This is a genomic window from Halomonas sp. GT, from assembly GCF_002082565.1.
Classification (GTDB): domain Bacteria; phylum Pseudomonadota; class Gammaproteobacteria; order Pseudomonadales; family Halomonadaceae; genus Vreelandella.
The window spans coordinates 695,752-713,395 of the sequence record NZ_CP020562.1 but is presented as its reverse complement, the minus strand read 5'-3'; the positions used below and the strand labels follow the sequence as shown (position 1 = coordinate 713,395).

Annotated in this window: 15 protein-coding genes; 7 read left to right on the top strand and 8 right to left on the bottom strand. The window is 53.5% G+C overall.

The window, feature by feature from the left end; translation table 11 throughout:
• Positions 1–80: 80 nt before the first annotated feature.
• Positions 81–2,609 carry a penicillin-binding protein 1A gene (locus B6A39_RS03355; RefSeq protein WP_083001349.1) on the top strand — a complete coding sequence of 843 codons (2,529 nt, stop codon included), beginning with the start codon at positions 81–83 and terminating at the stop codon, positions 2,607–2,609.
• 79 nt (positions 2,610–2,688) lie between these two features.
• Here the strand turns inward: B6A39_RS03355 and B6A39_RS03350 are convergent, their stop codons facing one another.
• The 3 genes from B6A39_RS03350 to B6A39_RS03340 are packed head-to-tail and all read right to left on the bottom strand — an operon-like array spanning position 2,689 to position 6,252.
• Entirely contained in the window at positions 2,689–4,701 is a 2,013-nt protein-coding gene (locus tag B6A39_RS03350; RefSeq protein ID WP_083001347.1) for a TRAP transporter permease, read from the bottom strand.
• 33 nt (positions 4,702–4,734) lie between these two features.
• Complete coding sequence (locus B6A39_RS03345) at positions 4,735–5,247, bottom strand: DUF1850 domain-containing protein (protein WP_083001344.1); 513 nt, start codon at positions 5,245–5,247, stop codon at positions 4,735–4,737.
• 45 nt (positions 5,248–5,292) lie between these two features.
• A complete protein-coding gene (locus tag B6A39_RS03340; protein ID WP_083001342.1) occupies positions 5,293–6,252 on the bottom strand; it encodes a TAXI family TRAP transporter solute-binding subunit in 960 nt (319 codons plus the stop codon).
• Positions 6,253–6,513: 261 nt separating this feature from the next.
• On the opposite strand from B6A39_RS03340, the gene csiR reads away from it, so the two are divergent.
• The 5 genes from csiR (at position 6,514) to gabT (ending at position 12,195) form a co-directional block, all read left to right on the top strand.
• Positions 6,514–7,203: a DNA-binding transcriptional regulator CsiR gene (csiR, locus tag B6A39_RS03335; RefSeq protein ID WP_083001340.1), complete on the top strand. Its 690-nt coding sequence runs from the start codon at positions 6,514–6,516 to the stop codon at positions 7,201–7,203.
• An 83-nt stretch (positions 7,204–7,286) separates the two neighbouring features.
• The gene (locus tag B6A39_RS03330) at positions 7,287–8,465 is read left to right on the top strand and encodes an acyl-CoA dehydrogenase (protein ID WP_083001338.1); all 1,179 of its coding nucleotides are present in this window, start codon (positions 7,287–7,289) and stop codon (positions 8,463–8,465) included.
• Positions 8,466–8,491: 26 nt separating this feature from the next.
• Positions 8,492–9,706: a CaiB/BaiF CoA transferase family protein gene (locus B6A39_RS03325; RefSeq protein WP_083001336.1), complete on the top strand. Its 1,215-nt coding sequence runs from the start codon at positions 8,492–8,494 to the stop codon at positions 9,704–9,706.
• 239 nt (positions 9,707–9,945) lie between these two features.
• Positions 9,946–10,749, top strand: a complete 804-nt coding sequence (locus tag B6A39_RS03320; RefSeq protein WP_083001334.1) for an EAL domain-containing protein — start codon at positions 9,946–9,948, stop codon at positions 10,747–10,749.
• Between the two features lie 171 nt (positions 10,750–10,920).
• Entirely contained in the window at positions 10,921–12,195 is a 1,275-nt protein-coding gene (gene gabT, locus B6A39_RS03315) for a 4-aminobutyrate--2-oxoglutarate transaminase (RefSeq protein WP_083001331.1), read from the top strand.
• Positions 12,196–12,243: 48 nt separating this feature from the next.
• Here the strand turns inward: gabT and B6A39_RS03310 are convergent, their stop codons facing one another.
• The 4 genes from B6A39_RS03310 to B6A39_RS03295 all read right to left on the bottom strand — a co-directional run bounded on the left by B6A39_RS03310 (position 12,244) and on the right by B6A39_RS03295 (position 16,061).
• Positions 12,244–12,492 (bottom strand): YkoF family thiamine/hydroxymethylpyrimidine-binding protein, encoded by a 249-nt coding sequence (locus B6A39_RS03310; protein WP_030069625.1) that lies wholly within the window; start codon positions 12,490–12,492, stop codon positions 12,244–12,246.
• An 18-nt stretch (positions 12,493–12,510) separates the two neighbouring features.
• Positions 12,511–13,332, bottom strand: a complete 822-nt coding sequence (locus tag B6A39_RS03305) for an alpha/beta fold hydrolase (protein ID WP_083001329.1) — start codon at positions 13,330–13,332, stop codon at positions 12,511–12,513.
• Positions 13,333–13,475: 143 nt separating this feature from the next.
• The gene (dinB, locus tag B6A39_RS03300) at positions 13,476–14,522 is read right to left on the bottom strand and encodes a DNA polymerase IV (protein WP_083001326.1); all 1,047 of its coding nucleotides are present in this window, start codon (positions 14,520–14,522) and stop codon (positions 13,476–13,478) included.
• Between the two features lie 63 nt (positions 14,523–14,585).
• A complete protein-coding gene (locus tag B6A39_RS03295; protein ID WP_083001324.1) occupies positions 14,586–16,061 on the bottom strand; it encodes a protein adenylyltransferase SelO in 1,476 nt (491 codons plus the stop codon).
• A gap of 70 nt (positions 16,062–16,131) precedes the next feature.
• Between B6A39_RS03295 and B6A39_RS03290 the strand changes: the two genes are divergently transcribed.
• Positions 16,132–16,773, top strand: coding sequence for a DNA-3-methyladenine glycosylase (locus B6A39_RS03290; protein WP_083001321.1), 642 nt, complete (start codon positions 16,132–16,134; stop codon positions 16,771–16,773).
• On the opposite strand, the gene B6A39_RS03285 is transcribed toward B6A39_RS03290, so the two are convergent.
• On the bottom strand, positions 16,770–17,609 hold the full coding sequence (locus B6A39_RS03285) for an NAD-dependent protein deacetylase (RefSeq protein ID WP_156886191.1): 840 nt from the start codon (positions 17,607–17,609) through the stop codon (positions 16,770–16,772). The genes B6A39_RS03290 and B6A39_RS03285 overlap by 4 nt on opposite strands.
• Between the last annotated feature and the right edge of the window lie 35 nt (positions 17,610–17,644).

Here is a 17,644-nt window from a genome sequence, read left to right as displayed (position 1 = left end):
TTCCTATAATGGCAGCCAATTGCGTGATACGGTCGTTTAGATACCGTGTCTATTCTCCTTTCCACGGGTGTACTCTGTTCATGACGTTTTTTCGAACCCTCATCCTGTCACTTTTCTCGCTAATCGTTGCGCTCATTGGCGCCACCGTGTTGGCAGTGGTGGGTGCCGCTATCTATTTTTCTCCTGGCCTACCTGATGTACGCCAGTTGCAAGATTTCGAGCTCCATACTCCGCTTCGCATCTTCACCAATGACGGCAAACTCATTGGTGAATTTGGCGAAGAGCGGCGTATGCCCGTTGACTTTGCTGACATCCCGCAGGATATGATCAACGCGCTGATCGCAGCGGAAGATGCCAGTTACTTTGAGCACGCGGGCGTTGATCCCCGTGGTATCGCTAGGGCGGCGGTTGAACTAGCTCAGAGTGGCGGTGCCATTCAATCAGGCGGCTCGACCATCACCATGCAGGTTGCGCGTAACTATATGTTGACGCTCGATCAGACATTTACTCGAAAAATTCGTGAGATTTTGCTTGCCCTACAAATGGAGCAAATTCTTGATAAAGATGAAATTTTCGAGCTCTACGTCAACAAAATATTCCTCGGCCATCGTGCCTATGGTATTGCTGCCGCATCAGAAACTTACTACGACAAACCATTGGCTGAATTGACTCTAGCTCAAACAGCAATGATCGCAGGGCTGCCTAAAGCACCTTCGGCCTTTAATCCGCTGGCTAATTCAGAGCGCTCGCTTATTCGCCGCAACTGGATTCTGTTCCGCATGCGCGAGCTAGGGCATATTGATAATGATGCTTATCTAGCGGCCGTGCAGGAGCCGGTGACGGCTCGCCGACACTACACCCAAACTGAAGTAGACGCAGCTTATGTTTCAGAGATGGCTCGCCAATATGCCGTTGAGCGGTTTGGAGATCGGGCTTATACCGGTGGCTACCGAATTTACACCACGATTGATAGCGAAATGCAGCCTCATGCTCACCAAGCATTGGCAAATGGCCTGCTGGCTTACGATCTTCGCCATGGCTGGCGTGGTTCAGAACAGCAAGATATCGCAGCTAGCTTGGTAGAAGCGCAAGAGCAAACCGCTACTCAAGGCCTTGAAGAAGAGCTTTCAGAGTCACCCGAAATTCGTCAAACCGCCCGCCAGGCAGCAGAGCGTAGCCAGACACAAGTTGAAGGTGTCGATGGCGACGTCAGCAACTGGTTGCAGGTATTAGAGCGCACGCCCAACTACGGCCTGCTTCTGCCGGCGATTGTGGTTGAGAGCAGTGGCCGTGAAATGCAGGTACTTACCCGCGGTGGCGAGCTGCAAACGATTCCCTGGAGCGGTCTAAGCTGGGCACGCCCCTATTTGAGCCCACGCAGTCGCGGTGCCGAGCCTAGCAGTGCAGAGCAAATTGCTGTTCGCGGCGATCTAGTCCGCGTGGTTGAAAACGAAGACGGCTCCCTACGCCTATCACAGCGCCCGGACGCCGAAGGCTCTTTGGTTGCCCAAGACCCGCGCACTGGCGCTATTTTGGCCCTACAAGGCGGGTTTGATTTCAATGCCAGCAAATTCAACCGCGCCGTCCAGGCTCAACGCCAATCAGGCTCTATCTTTAAACCGTTCATCTATCTTGCCGCCTTAGAAGACGGTGACATGAACGCAGCGAGCGTAGTCAATGACGCTCCCGTTGTACTGGATGACGGCAGTAATTCATTGTGGCGTCCCGTCAACTCAAGCCGTGACTTCCAAGGCCCAATGCGCTTGCGCCCAGCGCTAGCTCGTTCGCGTAACTTGGTCACTATTCGTGTGCTTCAAACCATGGGGCTAGACCATACCATTCGCTATTTAGAAGGGTTTGGCTTTTCCCCCACCCGTCTACCACGCGGGCTATCTCTCGCCTTGGGCAGCGCTAGTTTAACGCCGATGGAAATGACCAACGCGTATTCCGTTATTGCCAACGGCGGCTTCCAGGTCGCGCCCTGGTTCATCGAACGCGTCACGCGTAACGATGATGAAGAGCTAGTGGATGAGGCAACACCTCAGGTTGCCTGCCCTAGCTGTGCTGATGGGCAGGAAACGGTTGAAATCGACGGTAAAGAGTACCCTGTTGCTCCTCGCGTAGCTGATCCTGCTGCTGTCTATATTCTGCGCGACATGCTTCGCGACGTCATCACGTCTGGTACAGGCCGTGGCGCTCTTAGTCTGAACCGCGATGATATCGTCGGCAAAACAGGCACCACCAATAGCCAGCGTGATGCATGGTTCGCAGGCTTTAACAGCAACTTGGTAACGACGGTGTGGGTAGGTAAAGACAGCAACGAGACCATCGCTGAATATGGCGCTAATGCAGCACTACCTATCTGGATTGATTTTATGGGTGATGCACTAGAAGGCACCCCCTCAGCGCTACCCGAACGCCCCGATACTATTGTCACCGCACGGATAGATCCCAGCACTGGACACCGCTTGGCAGATGGCCAGTCAGGGGGCATTTCTGAGCTTTTCCACCGCGATCATCTTCCCGGCTACCAGCAACGTCGCATTAGTCGTGAACTGGAAGAAGCTAGCGGCTCGCAGGGCTCTGGTACCGCAGAGTCCATTTTCTAAAGCATTACCTGTGCAATGAGAAAGCCCGGAGACCTTACGGTCTCCGGGCTTTTTTAATGATACGAATTAAGTGCTGCGGTTAACCGCTCATCGGTTGGGGCTCCCGCCTGCTGGCAAACCAGTTGGCACCAATCGCGGCCATCATCACTACCACCCCAGCCATTTCAGTTAGCAGATTCGGATAAAATACCCCAACGATAGCGCCGCCAATCGCCAAACGCGGTAACCAAGACATTCTGGTAAACAGGTAGCCTTCAAGCGCAGCAGCAAAAGCACACAGCGCCAGAATAGCAATCAGTGCATTCCAAATCACTACATGAACCGGGCCACCGACAATGATTTCTGGATTAAACACCATAAATAGCGGGATCAAATAGAGACCTTTGGCAAATTTCCAGGCTTGGAAGCCAGTCTCCATCGGTTTACTACCTGCGATTGCCGCCCCAGCAAAACCGGCCAGAGCGATAGGCGGTGTCACATTAGAATCCTGGGAGTACCAGAACACCACTAAGTGAGCGATTAGTAGCGGTACTCCAAACTCAGCGGTCAGTGCTGGGCCCACCAGCACAATCAAGACAATATAGCTGGCGGTAACCGGCAGTCCCATCCCCAAAATCAAACTTGCCAGCAGCACCATCACCAACGCCAACACTAGGTTGCCGCCAGAGAAAGCCAGCATCATTGAGGAAAACTTCAACCCTAGCCCTGTCAGACCCACAACGCCGACAATGATCCCCGCCACGGCACAAGCCATAGAAACCGCGACGGCATTTCGTGCACCAAGCTCCAATCCCTGAACCAGCTTAACTAACCCCGCCCACACCACGCCTTTGGTGCGGCTAATGGTGACCGGCTGACCTTGCTTGGGAGCAATGAAGAAGTACCAAAGCGCATAGCGAAGAACCGCCACAGCGATGATGGTGACCACGGCGTAATATCCCACGCGCATCGGCGACATACTCATCGCAAGCAGCCACACCAGCACCGCTAGAGGAAGAAGGAAGTGCCAGCCATCTTTCATAACTTGGCGCATTTGCGGCAGCTCGTTTTTCGGCAACCCCTGCATACCCTGCTTCAATGCAATGATATGGACAAATAGATACACCGTTGCAAAGTACATAATCGCCGGCAGAATGCTGATTTTAACGATTTCTAAATAGGGCGTGTTGGTATATTCAGCAATTAAAAACGCTCCCGCCCCCATTAAAGGCGGCATAATTTGCCCACCGGTAGAGGCGGCCGCTTCTATTCCTCCCGCCTGCTTTGGCTGATAACCGAGCTTTTTCATCAGCGGAATGGTAAATGCCCCAGTGGTCACCACATTGGCAATCGCACTACCCGAAATAGACCCCATACCCGCTGAAGCCAGCACGGCAGCTTTCGCGGGGCCGCCCCGCTGGCGACCAGTAGCAGCATAGGCCATATCAATAAAAAACCTACCTGCGCCAGTGCTTTCCAAAAAGGCACCAAAGAGTACGAATATAAAGATGTAGGTCGCCGCAACCCCCAAGGGCAAACCAAAGATGCCTTCTTGTCCTAAATAGAGCTGCCCTGCGACGCGCTCCAAGGTGTAGCCTCGATGTTCCAAAATACCCGGCATCCATTCGCCTAGCCATGGCAGTTCGCCCCTAGGCCCGGCAAATGCGTAGATAATGGCAAGCAGGCCGATCACCGTCATGCCAAACCCAACGGCTCGACGACTTGCTTCCAACACGGTAACCGTCGCAATACAGGCCACTAAAATATCGGTGTCACTCCAGAAGCCGGCTCGATTGATAATCTCATCTAAAAAGAGCACTAGGTAGCCACCGGTGGTCAAAGCCCCAGCAAAGAAAATTAGATCAATGCCCCACCCCAGCACTCCACGTTTGCGCGTTGGCCCAAACACAGGAAACATCAAAAACGCCAGCAACATAATCAGTGCTAAGTGAATGCTACGCTGGTAAAAAAGCCCTAGGGGCTGGATGCCGGCAGAATAGAGCTGGAAGAGTGAAAGCCCCACCGCAACCACGGTGATACACCACAGAACCATGCGGGGCTGCATCGCATTCGCGCCGGGCATCACAACCGGCGGTGGAGTGGATTCGTTCATGAACGTCCTCGGAAGCGTTAACTACTATCGTTTTTATTCACGCGGAGCGGTGCTAGGTGATAATAATTGGATAATCACACGTTGCCCGGCTGCGTACTCACTTAAACTCACCGGTGAATGCTCACCGTTTGGCCACACCACTTGGTGATTGACGGTAGAAGAACCGACTCTTAATACATAACGGTTATTCGCAACAGGCTCATTAATAGCATTAATCCAATATCCGCCGTCACCGTCTGAAACCTGCTCCCCACGGCCAAAGATGTGACCAAGGCCTGCAGCAAAGTCTGGTTGATGACTACGTTCAAGTTGCATAACGCCTGCCGCATTGCGATAGCAATCCAATACCGTAAAGTGCTCAACTGAGTGTTGCCACTGGATGCACCAGCGCCCTTCTGAAGGCATCGGCTCATCCACGAGAATATTCCCTTGCTCAGTCACCACAGCTAAACGCATAGACGCATTCGCCGAAGCGGGGGAAGCCCCCACTTCGGCGAGCGGTAGACATGCAAAAAGTAGCGCCATCAGTCGTTGTTGCCACTGCATGGCAATATCCTTATGGCAATGTCTTATGGCAAGACCCTATAACCGTTAAGGGCGCAGACGATCAGGAATATCCGCTCCTACTTCTTCAAAGTAGCGAATCGCACCCGGATGTAGCGGCACAGGCGTAGAGTTCATAGTGAACTCAATGGTAGTGTCGTTGGCGGCAGGATGAACAGCAATCAACTCGTCGGTATTTTCAAACAGTAGTTGAGTCAGCTGGTAAGCGAGCTCTTCGTCCATATCAGAATTCACCACTAGTACGTTGGGAATACCGATGGTCTGAACAGACTCGTCCATACCGTCATACATGCCCGCTGCCAGCTCGTAGGGCGCGAACACCGCTTCTGCTTCCTGTGCGTTGGCAACTTCTTCATCGGAGAGGCCGATTAAGCGGATATCACGGGTAGCAGCTAGGTTAAGAATAGAACTGGTGGGGGGGCCAACGCTCCAGAAACCGGCGTCGATATCACCATCACGAATGGCATCTGCGGTTTCGTTAAAGTTGAGTCGCTGAGGGGTAAAATCGTCATAGCTAATGCCGTTGGCTTCCAAAACGGCCCGCGCATTTAGTTCGGTGCCACTGCCTGGTGCACCGACAGACACACGCTTCCCGGCTAAGTCTGCGATGGTCTCGATGTCCGACTCAGCCAGCGTTACTAACTGCACCGCATTCGGGTAAACAGAGGCCAGTGCACGGGTATTTTCAATCTGACGACCTTCAAAATCGCCGCTGCCGTTATAAGCCTGATAGACCGTGTCAGCCAGCGCTAGCGCCAAATCAGCGTCGCCACGCATGATCAGCCCCATATTTTCGACTGAGGCACCGGTCACCTCTGCAGTCGCCTGAGCGCCTTCAATATGGTTATTAATCATTTCAGCGAAGCCACCGCCGATCGGGTAATAAACCCCGCCGGTACCGCCGGTCGCAATTGATAGCTGTTGCGCACTAGCTGGCAGTGCAACAGCCAACATAGATGCTGCCACTGTATATTTTAGAGTTCGCATGAGCGGTTCCTCCGTCCTGTTTGGACTTATAAGTATGGTTGACGATAAGGAGGTGTGAAGTCCCAGCCTCTGGTTACCGTAAACGGCAAGCAAACGCGGTGCAATGAAGTTAGCACGGCTTTAGCGTGAGATGCTAATACAACGCTATTCGCCGGTGCCCCCCGTATAAATGTCGTTACCTGTGCCAAATGTCTAAAATTTATTGATAATAGCGATTAGTGAATGCAGCCCCCACGTCCAACGTTGGCCTAAGGAGATATCATGGAGCTCGATGCGCCGCGCCCGAACCTAGCCATCAGTGCCTACCGCGCCCTGAAGCACGACATCATTCGCGGCCGTTATGCGCCTGAAGAGAAGCTGTTAATGAGCCGCCTCAAGGAGTATTACGGCGCTAGCACCGGCCCATTACGCGAAGCACTTTCCCAATTAGTTGCCGACCGCTTGGTGATTGCGATTAGCCAGCGTGGCTATCGTGTTGCCCCCATGTCGCTGGCCGAGCTGAACGATATTTACGACGCACGTGCTCAGCTAGAAGGCCTGATTTTGCGCTTAGCCATTGAGCGCGGCGACGACGACTGGGAAGCCAACGTCCTCGCCACCGCTCATCGGCTAGCTAAAGTGACAGAGGTAAGTTCCCCAGATGAGCTGCTTGATGGATGGGATCTACGCCATAAGGCATTTCATACCGCCATTGCTAGCGGCTGCAACTCGCCGCACCTGTTACAAATGCGCGACACGTTGTTTGATCAGGTAGAACGCTATCGCCACTTGTGGCTGCAGGAAACAGTCATGTCACCCCAAGCACTTGAAATAAAAAGACAAGAGCATGCCGCGCTGGTGGATGTCATCCTGGCTCGTGACACAGAGCAGGCCGCCAACCTCATGCGTGATCACTTAATGACGCCTGTCCCGATTATTACCCGTGTTCTCAAGGAACGTGGGATCAATTAAATTCTTTATTTTAAAATGTAGATATTTTAACAAAACGACGATACATTGAATCATATCGAAATGACTATGTAGGAGTTCACGCCATGACCCGCTTCAACTGGGACGACCCGCTGCTGCTCGAACACCAACTCACTGATGAAGAGCGCCAAATTCGTGATGCAGCCCATGACTACTGTCAGGAAAACCTGCAGCCACGCGTGCTAAGTGCTTTTCGTGAAGAGCGCTTTGACCGTGAGATCATGAGCGAGATGGGTGAGCTTGGCCTGCTAGGTGCAACCGTCGCCCCAGAATATGGCGGTTCAGGTGTGAATCATGTGGCCTACGGACTCATTGCCCGAGAAGTAGAGCGCGTTGATTCAGGCTACCGCTCAGCCATGAGCGTGCAGTCATCACTGGTGATGTACCCGATTGAAGCCTATGGCTCTGAAGAGCAGAAGCATAAATATTTACCTAAACTCGCCAGCGGTGAAATGGTCGGCTGTTTTGGTTTAACCGAACCTGATCATGGCTCAGACCCTGGTTCAATGATCACTCGGGCAGAAAAAGTTGACGGTGGCTACCGTTTAACCGGTGCCAAAATGTGGATTACCAACAGCCCGATTGCCGATATTGCGGTGGTTTGGGCAAAGTCCGCCGCCCACGATAATCAAATCAAAGGCTTTATTGTTGAGCGCGGCACCGAAGGCTTCAGCACACCCAAAATTGAAGGCAAGGTGTCACTTCGCGCCTCCATTACCGGTGAAATCGTACTCGACAATGCCTTTGTACCTGAAGAAAACCTCTTGCCTAACGTGAGCGGTTTAAAAGGCCCCTTTGGCTGCTTGAATAAAGCTCGTTATGGCATTGCCTGGGGCGTCATGGGTACCGCTGAGTTCTGCTGGCATGCCGCACGCCAATATACCTTAGACCGCAAACAGTTTGGCCGCCCACTGGCTGCGAATCAGCTAATCCAGAAAAAGCTCGCAGACATGCAAACCGAGATTACCCTGGGCTTACAGGCAGCGCTTCAGGTAGGACGACTGATGGATAGCGGCAATTGGGCACCGGAGATGGTCTCACTAATCAAGCGCAATAACTGCGGTAAAGCGCTGGATATCGCTCGCCAGTCTCGTGACATGCACGGCGGCAACGGCGTTTCCGATGAGTACGGCGTTATTCGCCATATGGTGAACTTGGAATCGGTAAACACCTACGAAGGCACTCACGATGTACACGCCTTAATCTTGGGCCGTGCCCAGACCGGTATTCAGGCATTTTTCTAAACGGCGAGCGACAAGTGAGGCACCTAATGAGCACAGCAGCCAAGCCACTAGCAGGCATCAAAGTACTCGATATTTCACGTGTACTGGCTGGCCCGTGGTGCGGGCAAATGCTCGCAGACATGGGGGCTGATGTGATCAAGGTAGAGCGCCCCATCAGCGGAGATGACACTCGCCACTGGGGCCCTCCATGGCTCTCTGGCAGTTCAGAGTCGGCCTACTATCTCTGCGCCAATCGAGGCAAGCGCTCGGTCACCGTCGATATGGCCAAGCCTGAAGGTCAGGCGTTGATTAAGCAGCTCGTCGCCACCTCCGATGTGTTACTTGAAAACTTCAAAGTTGGCGGTTTAAAGAAGTACGGTCTGGACTATGAGAGCCTCAAGACACTGAATCCTCGGCTTATCTACTGTTCAATCACCGGCTTTGGCCAGGAAAGTCCTTACGCACACCGCGCTGGTTACGACTTCATGATTCAGGCAATGGGCGGTATTATGAGCCTAACCGGCAAGCCTGACCATGAACTCGGCGGTGGTCCCGTCAAAATCGGCGTTGCCTTTACCGACATTTTCACCGGCCTATATGCCGCCAATGCAGTCCTAGCAGCGCTTTACCAGCGCCGCGATAGCAACGTTGGATGTCATATTGATATGGCGTTGATGGACGTTCAGGTGGGCGTACTGGCGAACCAAGCGCTCAACTACTTGACCTCCGGTCAAGTACCTCAACGGCTGGGGAATGCACATCCCAATATCGTTCCCTACCAAGCGTTTGCCACTGCTGATGGCCATATGATTGTTGCCGTTGGGAATGACGAGCAGTTTAAGCGTTTCTGCCAAGTGATCGATCAGCCAACGCTGCCGCTGGATCCAAGGTTCGCCACCAACGGCGCACGAGTACAGTACCGCAATGTATTGGCTCCTCTATTAGAAGCCGTGTTACTGACGCAGAAAACCGATGAATGGCTGGCTGTCTTTGAAGCTGCCGGTGTGCCTAGCGGGCCAATCAATACGTTGGATCGCGTTTTTGACGACCCCCATGTTAAGGCACGTGGCTTGAAGCAAAGGCTTCCCCACAGCCAAGCCGGTCACGTCGACTTAGTCGCGAATCCTATCCGTATCAACGGCGAGTCCATCAGTGCCCAGACTCCCCCTCCCTCTCTGGGTGAGCACACCCAACAGGTGCTTGACGAGCTTGGCATTACCAGCGAACAGCGCCACGCTCTGCAACAAGCAGGCATTATTTAACGCTCTTTATCCTTTCTCTCTTCATATCTGCTAACGATTCATCTTAGCGCCCGCTTGGGCGCTTTTTTGTCGGCTCAGCGCACTCAATAATTTCTATACAAAACCTATACGAAAAGTTAACAAGCGACTAAACTGTTTTCGTCTATGATTAAATAGTTAAAAAAAATTTTAAATTAATCGGCAATGGCTAACGTAAATCGGCCAGCGGGTAATTTGGCGCACTGCTACAGGGGGATTTCATGGGTCACTGCGCACGGGTAGACGGTAGCTGTAAACGATGCGAGGGGGATCTTCCTTTTGATTTCACAATGGCCTTTCAACCCATTGTGGACGTGTCACTTGCTCGCGTAGTGACACATGAGGCGCTTGTACGAGGGGTTAATGGCGAATCTGCCTGGAGCGTTATTTCTCAGGTGACTGATGACCTACTGTACCGATTTGATCAAGCTTGTCGCGTTAAAGCGATTGAGATGGCAAGCGCTCTGAATATGTCAACGGCGTTATCAATCAATTTTTTACCCAATGCTGTCTACGAACCTGAAGCCTGCATACAAGCAACGCTTGATGTTTCTCGACGCGTTGGATGGCCAATGGATCGGCTAATTTTTGAAATCACTGAAACCGAACGCGTACGTGACCGCCAGCACCTTCGCAATATCATCGAAGCCTATCGCGAAATGGGTTTTAAAACGGCCCTTGATGACTTTGGCAATGGCTATGCCAACCTGGATCTGTTGACTGATCTAACGCCGGACAAGCTCAAAATCGACCGCGAGCTGGTAATGAACTGCGACCATGATACGCGTCGTCAAGCGCTGCTCAACTCTATCATTTTACTAGCTAACGAATTGAACATGATACTCATTGCTGAAGGGGTAGAAACACGCGAGGAAGCACTATGGCTAGCGCGGGCGGGCATTGCTCGCCAACAGGGTTTTTTCTACGCAAAACCGGCTATTAATTCCTTAGGCCCAGACTTAACTTCTCGATTATTAGACTTAAGAGAAGAGGTATGTGTAGGCTTAGAAGCATCAAGCTACTGATGCAAACCCATTACAGACTGCCTATTACCGATTGTCTTTTAACGACTACCCACTACACCCGTTTTATCGCCTACATAACGAATCTGAAACAATGAAGGCCGAACCTGTCATATTAGCTGTGACACTGCATATTTCTCACAGGCAACATCCAACACCCAAAGGAGTTGAGCCATGAGCAACGCCGAGCTAAACGAACTAAAGCAGAAGTATGTCGCAGCGGGCGCCGCCAGCCCCGCCACTGCTTTTGCAGATCGCGCTGAAAATGCTGAGATTTGGGATGCCGACGGCAATCGCTTTATCGACTTCGCAGGCGGTATTGGCGTTTTGAACGTAGGCCACCGTCACCCCAAGGTGGTTGCTGCAGTGAAAGCCCAACTGGATAAGGTGATGCATACCTGTCAAACGGTCATGCCTTATGAAGGCTATGTGAAAGTGGCTGAAAAACTTAGTCACCTCGTACCTGTTCGTGGCCACGCCAAAGTTATGCTGGCTAACTCCGGTGCAGAAGCGTTGGAAAATGCCGTTAAAATTGCCCGCGCTGCTACCGGACGCTCTAACGTCATTTGTTTTGACGGTGGTTATCACGGTCGAACGTTCTACACCATGGCCATGAACGGCAAAGTTGCCCCGTATCAAACCGATTTTGGCCCGATGCCAGGCACGGTATTCCGCGCGCCTTATCCGGTGCCCTACCACGGCGTCAGCGAAGACGAAGCCATTCGTGGTCTGAAAATGACCCTGAAAACCGACGCTAACCCAAAAGATACCGCCGCGATTGTCTTGGAGCCGGTGCTTGGCGAAGGTGGTTTCTATCCTGCATCTAAAAGTTTCCTGGAGAAAATCCGCGAAATTTGCGATGAGCATGGCATGCTGATGATCATCGATGAAGTGCAGTCTGGCTTTGGCCGAACCGGCAAAATGTTCGCCATTGAGCACAGCGGCGTTGAACCGGACATGATGACCATGGCGAAGAGTATGGCCGACGGCATGCCAATCTCTGCGATTGTTGGCACCGACAAGGTTATGGATGCCTCTGGGCCCAACTCTTTGGGCGGCACCTATACCGGCAGCCCCACCGCCTGCGCCGCGGCACTGGCCGTAATGGAAGTGTTCGAAGAGGAAAATATTCTTGAGAAAAGCCGAACGCTGGGTGAAAAGCTAGCGGCTCGTTTTGGCGAGTGGCAGACCAAGTTCGACTGCATCGATAATGTGCGCAACATGGGCGCGATGGCGGCATTTGAGCTGGTCTCGAACAAAACGGATCGCACGCCCAATGCTGAACTTGCTGCAGCGCTGTGTAAGAAAGCCCGTGAAGAGGGATTAATCCTGCTCTCCTGCGGCATGTACGGCAATACGATTCGCTTTTTGATGCCTGTCACAATTGAAGACAGCGTCCTCAACGAAGGGCTGGATATTATTGAATCCTGCCTGGAATCGCTGGTTTAGCCGTTATTAGCGCCAACATATACGCCGCCCAAATCGGGCGGCGTTTCTTTAACGTGGACGCCGATCGCCTTCGAGGAAATTAGCTGTAAAAACCGCTTTTCCATGAGTCTCAAACGACCACTTCATGACGTCGCTTAAAGCGGCCATCACCGCATCGAATTCCCCGAACACCTGGGTGCTCATTCGATTAGGGTGTACTTCTAATCCTGTCGCTTCCAAACGTTTTACTACGTCTTTCACTACTGGCTTAAAATCATCGGCCAGCGGGTAATAGCTTAGCTGTACGGAAAGATACATCCTGCCTCCTTATACGCTTTATGCGCGCTTACTGACTCCCAGCTCAAAACGCTGCCACGCCGCCAATATGGCCGCTCGCGTTTCATCAGGATACTCCATAGGGAACATATGAGTACCGGGAACCTCGCTAATAGCTAACCCACGACGCTGAAGCCGCTTGACCCGTGTAGGGGTGAGTAAGTGCGACTCCTGCCCTGCTACCAAGTGGATCGGCACACCGACTCGGCGTGGCAATCCCGATAGGTGATCCGGCAGATGGCGAAATATCTCTACCTCAACCCCTGGGTCGAAAGTTAGCTCAGCGCTACCGTCATCTAGCAAGCGCGTTCCTGCTTCAATGTAGTCGTTCAACGCCTCTGGGGTAAAGCGGCGAAATAACCCACGACGGCGCAGCGAGTTAGCCATTGCTTCTCGGCTAGGCCACACACTACGCCGCCCCTGGGTTTTACCAGCAGGCGTGATGCGATCCATAAAGCCAAACCGCTTCGCCGCTTTCATCACCCAGGCATCCGGCCCCAGCATCAGCGGCGGGTCGAGCATAATGACGCCGCAGAAGCGTTCTGGCTGTTTATCTGCCGCCATCGCCATCAGCGTACCGCCTAACGAGTGACCAACACCCAATAACGGTGCATCTGTAACCGGCAAGTAGCTCAACAGTTCATCGACTAAATTGCCCCAGTTATGGTTCACCGGGTAATCCGGGTGATGGCCCAATCGATCAAGCGGATGGAGGTCAAACGACTCTGCCAGCGGTTCCAGCAGCGTGCGATAGCTTAAGCCAGGAAAGCCATTCGCATGGGCGAACACTAAACGAGGGCGTTGGGTGGCATGGGCAGACATGGTTAGCTCGCAGGGTAAGAAGACAGGAAAGCATCGTGGCAGCAACAACCACGCTAACTAGCTAGCAAGTAGACAAACTATCATACGTCTGTTTTAACGCGCCTTGGAATGAGCGTCAATCGACATAAGTATTAACAGGCTAATTAAAACAGCGAGAGTTGCTGAACGGTGGTTTCTTCTGCCAAGCGGTAGCCCACGCCTAATAGCCGAACCGGTCTCTCCCCTCGTAACCAGCCAATAGTTAACAGGGATTCGAATTGATCCAGGTTAGGCGCGGGATCGGCGTGCTCCACGGTGGTTTGGGTAAAGTCGTTGAATTTTACCTTTACCATTAGCCCGCGCACGGCGGGCGCGGGGTCTAGTCTGGCGTAGCGCTGCTCTAGGTCGTTGAGAAGATCAGGTAATTGTTGGCGACAAGTTTCTAGAGTGGGTAAGTCCTGGGAGTAGGTTTGCTCAGTGCTGATCGATTTCCGCTCACGGTGGGTTTTCACTGGCCGCTCGTCGCGCCCAAAGCTAAGCTCAAACAGTCGATGACCGAAGCGGCCAAACTGTTCGACCAGCTCAGTGAGCGGACGAGCCCGCAAATCCGTACAGGTTTGAATACCCAACCCCGCCAATTTTTCAGCCGTGCGCGGCCCCACGCCGTGGATTTTCTTGACCGGCAGTTGCTGCACAAAGCCATCGATATCGTTCGGCGTGATCACAAACAGACCATCGGGCTTACGCCAGTCACTGGCAATTTTGGCAAGAAACTTATTGGGTGCGACACCTGCCGAGACGGTAATGCCTACTTCTTGTTTAACCCGTTGGCGAATCGCTTCGGCCATGCGGGTAGCACTGCCGTTGCACAGGGAAATATCAGTAACGTCTAAAAAGGCTTCATCTAGCGAGAGCGGTTCAATCAGTTCAGTCACATCGCGATAAATCGCAAATACTTGACGCGCCACCGCTTTGTATTTGGCCATATCACCGCGGATAACGGTCAAATGTGGGCAGCGTTTGAGTGCCTGCGCCATAGGCATGGCCGAGTGGATGCCAAATTCGCGGGCGGGGTAGTTACAGGTAGCGACAACCCCGCGCTGCTCAACGCTGCCGCCTATCGCAATAGGCACATCGTTAAGCGCTGGGTTGTCGCGCATTTCAACCGCTGCGTAGAAGCAGTCACAGTCGCAATGAATAATTTTGCGCACAGGTTGCCCTTGCCTCCGCCCTTACCTGTAAATAATCACAGTTTACCACAGGAAAAGCCGAGGTTACGTACCGCAAAACGTTCTTAGTACCTGCTCGTTTTCCGTTGCGGGAGCTGCAAGGCGGCGGGCTTCTGCGGATTCATCAAAGGGCTGGGTGACCACAGCAAGTAAGCTGTGAAACGGCGCAAAGTCGCCCTCGTAAGCCGCATCGATAACTTCCTGAATTCGGTGGTTACGGGGAATAACAACTGGATTAGCACGCCGCATGGCGGCTAAGCGCTCGCTGCCTTGGCTGGCAACCTGTGCGGCTTGCCATTTATCTAACCATGCCGCCAGTTCATCGGGCTGGGTAGTTAGCGCCAGCAGTGCTTCTTTATGCGTTTCACTTGAGGTGCTGGCAAAGTGTGTTAGCGCATCAAAGGTGGCGGTCATATCCATTCGCCCCTGGTGCATCTGGCTTTCCAGCGCTTCCATTAGCGGTACCGCTTGGTCGCTGTCTGCTTCAAGGCCAAGCTTATCCGCGTGCAAGCGGCGCTGCTCGGCATCAAACAGTCGCTCAAAGCGGCGGATGATATCGGTGGCCTGCTCGACGACGGTATCGCCCTCTTCGCGCATCAGCGGCAGTAACGTTTCTGCAAAGCGGGCTAGGTTCCATTGAGCAATGGCGGGTTGGTTATCAAAGGCATAGCGCTTGCCTTGATCAATTGAGCTGAAGACTTTTTGCGGGTCAAACTGCTCCATAAAGGCACAGGGGCCGTAATCAATAGTTTCTCCGGCAATGCTGCAGTTGTCGGTATTCATAACACCATGAATAAATCCAAGGCTCATCCACCGCGCCACTAGCACCGCTTGGCGAGCAACCACCGCCTCTAACAAGGCTAAATAAGGATCGTCTGCACTAGCGGCTTCCGGATAGTGGCGCTCAATCACATGGTCGGCCAGCGCTTTCAGGGCAGCTTCATCTCTACGTACCGCAGCAAATTGAAAGGTGCCCACACGAATATGACTGCTTGCGACGCGGGTAAATACTGCGCCGGGCTCAGGTAATTGGCGCACGACTCGCTCGCCGGTAGAAACGGCGGCTAACGCACGGGTGGTGGGTACGCCCATTGCAGCCATAAATTCACTGACCAGATACTCCCGTAGCACCGGACCCAGCGGCGAACGACCATCACCACCACGGGAAAATGGCGTGCGGCCGCTGCCCTTGAGCTGAACATCGCGCCGTATCCCGTTCTGGTCGACGACCTCTCCCAACAATAATGCGCGGCCATCACCCAACTGCGGTACAAAGTTACCAAACTGATGCCCAGCGTAGCCCAGCGCCCGTGGTTCTGCGCCCGGAGGCAGCTGATTTCCACTAAACCACTGGGTAAGAGTGGCATCATCGGGCTTACTCTTCAGCCCTGTCTTAACTCCCAGCGTTTCTGCCAGGCGCTCATTAAATACAATCAGCGCGGGCTGGCTCACTGGCGTGGGCTGACAGGCCATCCACAGTGGCTCGGGAAGCGTTGCAAACTGGTGTTCAAATGACAGCACGGGCGACTCCGCTTTTAAAAGAAAGGGCTAACGAATACCCTAGCAGCTTACTCAAGTAATTGGCGATATCATGGCGCATACTGACCCATTAATTGACGTTAAGCGACTCGCTAACACAGTGGCGCTACCCCCTCTTCCGCGCGACTTTTATCGCCGTGACACCCTCGCCGTCGCTCGAGACCTACTGGGTTGTCGACTGGTTCGTTACTACGAAGGCGAGCTGATGGTCGCGGAGATCGTCGAAACAGAGGCCTATCGGGGGTCTGAAGATTCGGCCTGCCATGCGCATCGGCGCAAAACGCCGAGAACGGAGGCCATGTTTGGGCCTCCAGGGCACGCCTACGTGTACCTGGTGTATGGCATGCACTGGCTGCTGAACGTAGTGACACAGCCAGAAGGCAACCCGTGCGCGGTGCTTATTCGCGCGGTGGAGCCAGTGTCAGGTGAAGTGGCCATGCGCGCGCTACGTGATGTAAAGGGCCGCAATCTCACCAATGGCCCCGGTAAGCTAACCCGCGCGCTGCGTATTGATAAAACGCTATATGGTCATGATATGACCCAGTCTGACGTGCTATGGATAACAGCGGGCACTCCTCCCGATGCCGTTGCCTCTGGCCCTCGCGTGGGTATCGATTATGCCCAGCCCGCCGACCGCGACGCCCCTTGGCGGCTGTGGAGTGACGGCAATCCCTGGGTCTCGAAAGCGCGTTAGTCACGCTTCAAACACGCCACCGCGTGCTCTAGCACGGGCGTCAACGGTGCGCGCCACTGATGGGTTAAGAGCGCATCGGCGCGAGTAACGCCCAACGACAGCGAGGCAACCGGCAAACCCATGGCGTGGGCATCGCGGCAGAAGCGGTAGCCTGAATACACCATCAACGAAGTGCCCACAGCCAACACGGCATCGGCGTTTTGCAGCCCTGCTTGAGCAGCCAAGCGCCGCGCTGGCGGCACCACATCTCCGTAATAGACAACTTGGGGCTTTAGGATGCCTTGGCAGCGCGGGCAATCCAGCACCTGAAACGTCGAAAAATCGGTTTCTAAATCCGCATCGCCGTCGGGCGCATGGCGGGCATCCAGTGCTGCAAAACGCGGGTTCATCCTGGCCATTTCGCTGTGCATGGCGTGGCGCATGAGTTGGTAACCGCAGGTCATGCACGCCACCATGTCTGCTCGCCCGTGTAAATCAATCACCTTGCTAGAACCTGCCCGCTGATGCAGACGGTCTACGTTCTGTGTCACCAGCAGTTCCACGTAGCCCATGGTTTCCAGCGCCGCTAGTGCACGATGTGCACCACTCACTTGGGCTTCACGCATAGCTTTGAAACCGATCAGCGCCCGCGCCCAATAACGCTGGCGCACAGCAAGTGAGGTCATAAAATCGCCATGCTGTACCGGCGGCGGGCGCTTCCACTGCCCGTCCGCATCGCGGTAATCAGGAATGCCGCTGTCAGTGCTTACTCCTGCGCCAGTAATCACCCACAGTTTAGGGTGGCGCTCAATAAAACCCGCCAGCGCTTCCCCCGTCTGTGCGATGCTATTTGTCATTTCCACGGCCTGCGTCAATGGATCACCCTATGCAA

Coding starts and splice junctions, on each gene's coding strand:
- B6A39_RS03330 (WP_083001338.1), top strand. CDS start 7,287: ATGACCCGCTTCAACTGGGACGACCCGCTGCTGCTCGAACACCAACTC.
- B6A39_RS03325 (WP_083001336.1), top strand. CDS start 8,492: ATGAGCACAGCAGCCAAGCCACTAGCAGGCATCAAAGTACTCGATATT.
- B6A39_RS03305 (WP_083001329.1), bottom strand. CDS start 13,332: ATGTCTGCCCATGCCACCCAACGCCCTCGTTTAGTGTTCGCCCATGCG.
- B6A39_RS03320 (WP_083001334.1), top strand. CDS start 9,946: ATGGGTCACTGCGCACGGGTAGACGGTAGCTGTAAACGATGCGAGGGG.
- B6A39_RS03290 (WP_083001321.1), top strand. CDS start 16,132: ATGGCGCATACTGACCCATTAATTGACGTTAAGCGACTCGCTAACACA.
- gabT (WP_083001331.1), top strand. CDS start 10,921: ATGAGCAACGCCGAGCTAAACGAACTAAAGCAGAAGTATGTCGCAGCG.
- B6A39_RS03340 (WP_083001342.1), bottom strand. CDS start 6,252: ATGCGAACTCTAAAATATACAGTGGCAGCATCTATGTTGGCTGTTGCA.
- B6A39_RS03285 (WP_156886191.1), bottom strand. CDS start 17,609: ATGACAAATAGCATCGCACAGACGGGGGAAGCGCTGGCGGGTTTTATT.
- B6A39_RS03310 (WP_030069625.1), bottom strand. CDS start 12,492: ATGTATCTTTCCGTACAGCTAAGCTATTACCCGCTGGCCGATGATTTT.
- csiR (WP_083001340.1), top strand. CDS start 6,514: ATGGAGCTCGATGCGCCGCGCCCGAACCTAGCCATCAGTGCCTACCGC.
- B6A39_RS03345 (WP_083001344.1), bottom strand. CDS start 5,247: ATGCAGTGGCAACAACGACTGATGGCGCTACTTTTTGCATGTCTACCG.
- B6A39_RS03350 (WP_083001347.1), bottom strand. CDS start 4,701: ATGAACGAATCCACTCCACCGCCGGTTGTGATGCCCGGCGCGAATGCG.
- B6A39_RS03355 (WP_083001349.1), top strand. CDS start 81: ATGACGTTTTTTCGAACCCTCATCCTGTCACTTTTCTCGCTAATCGTT.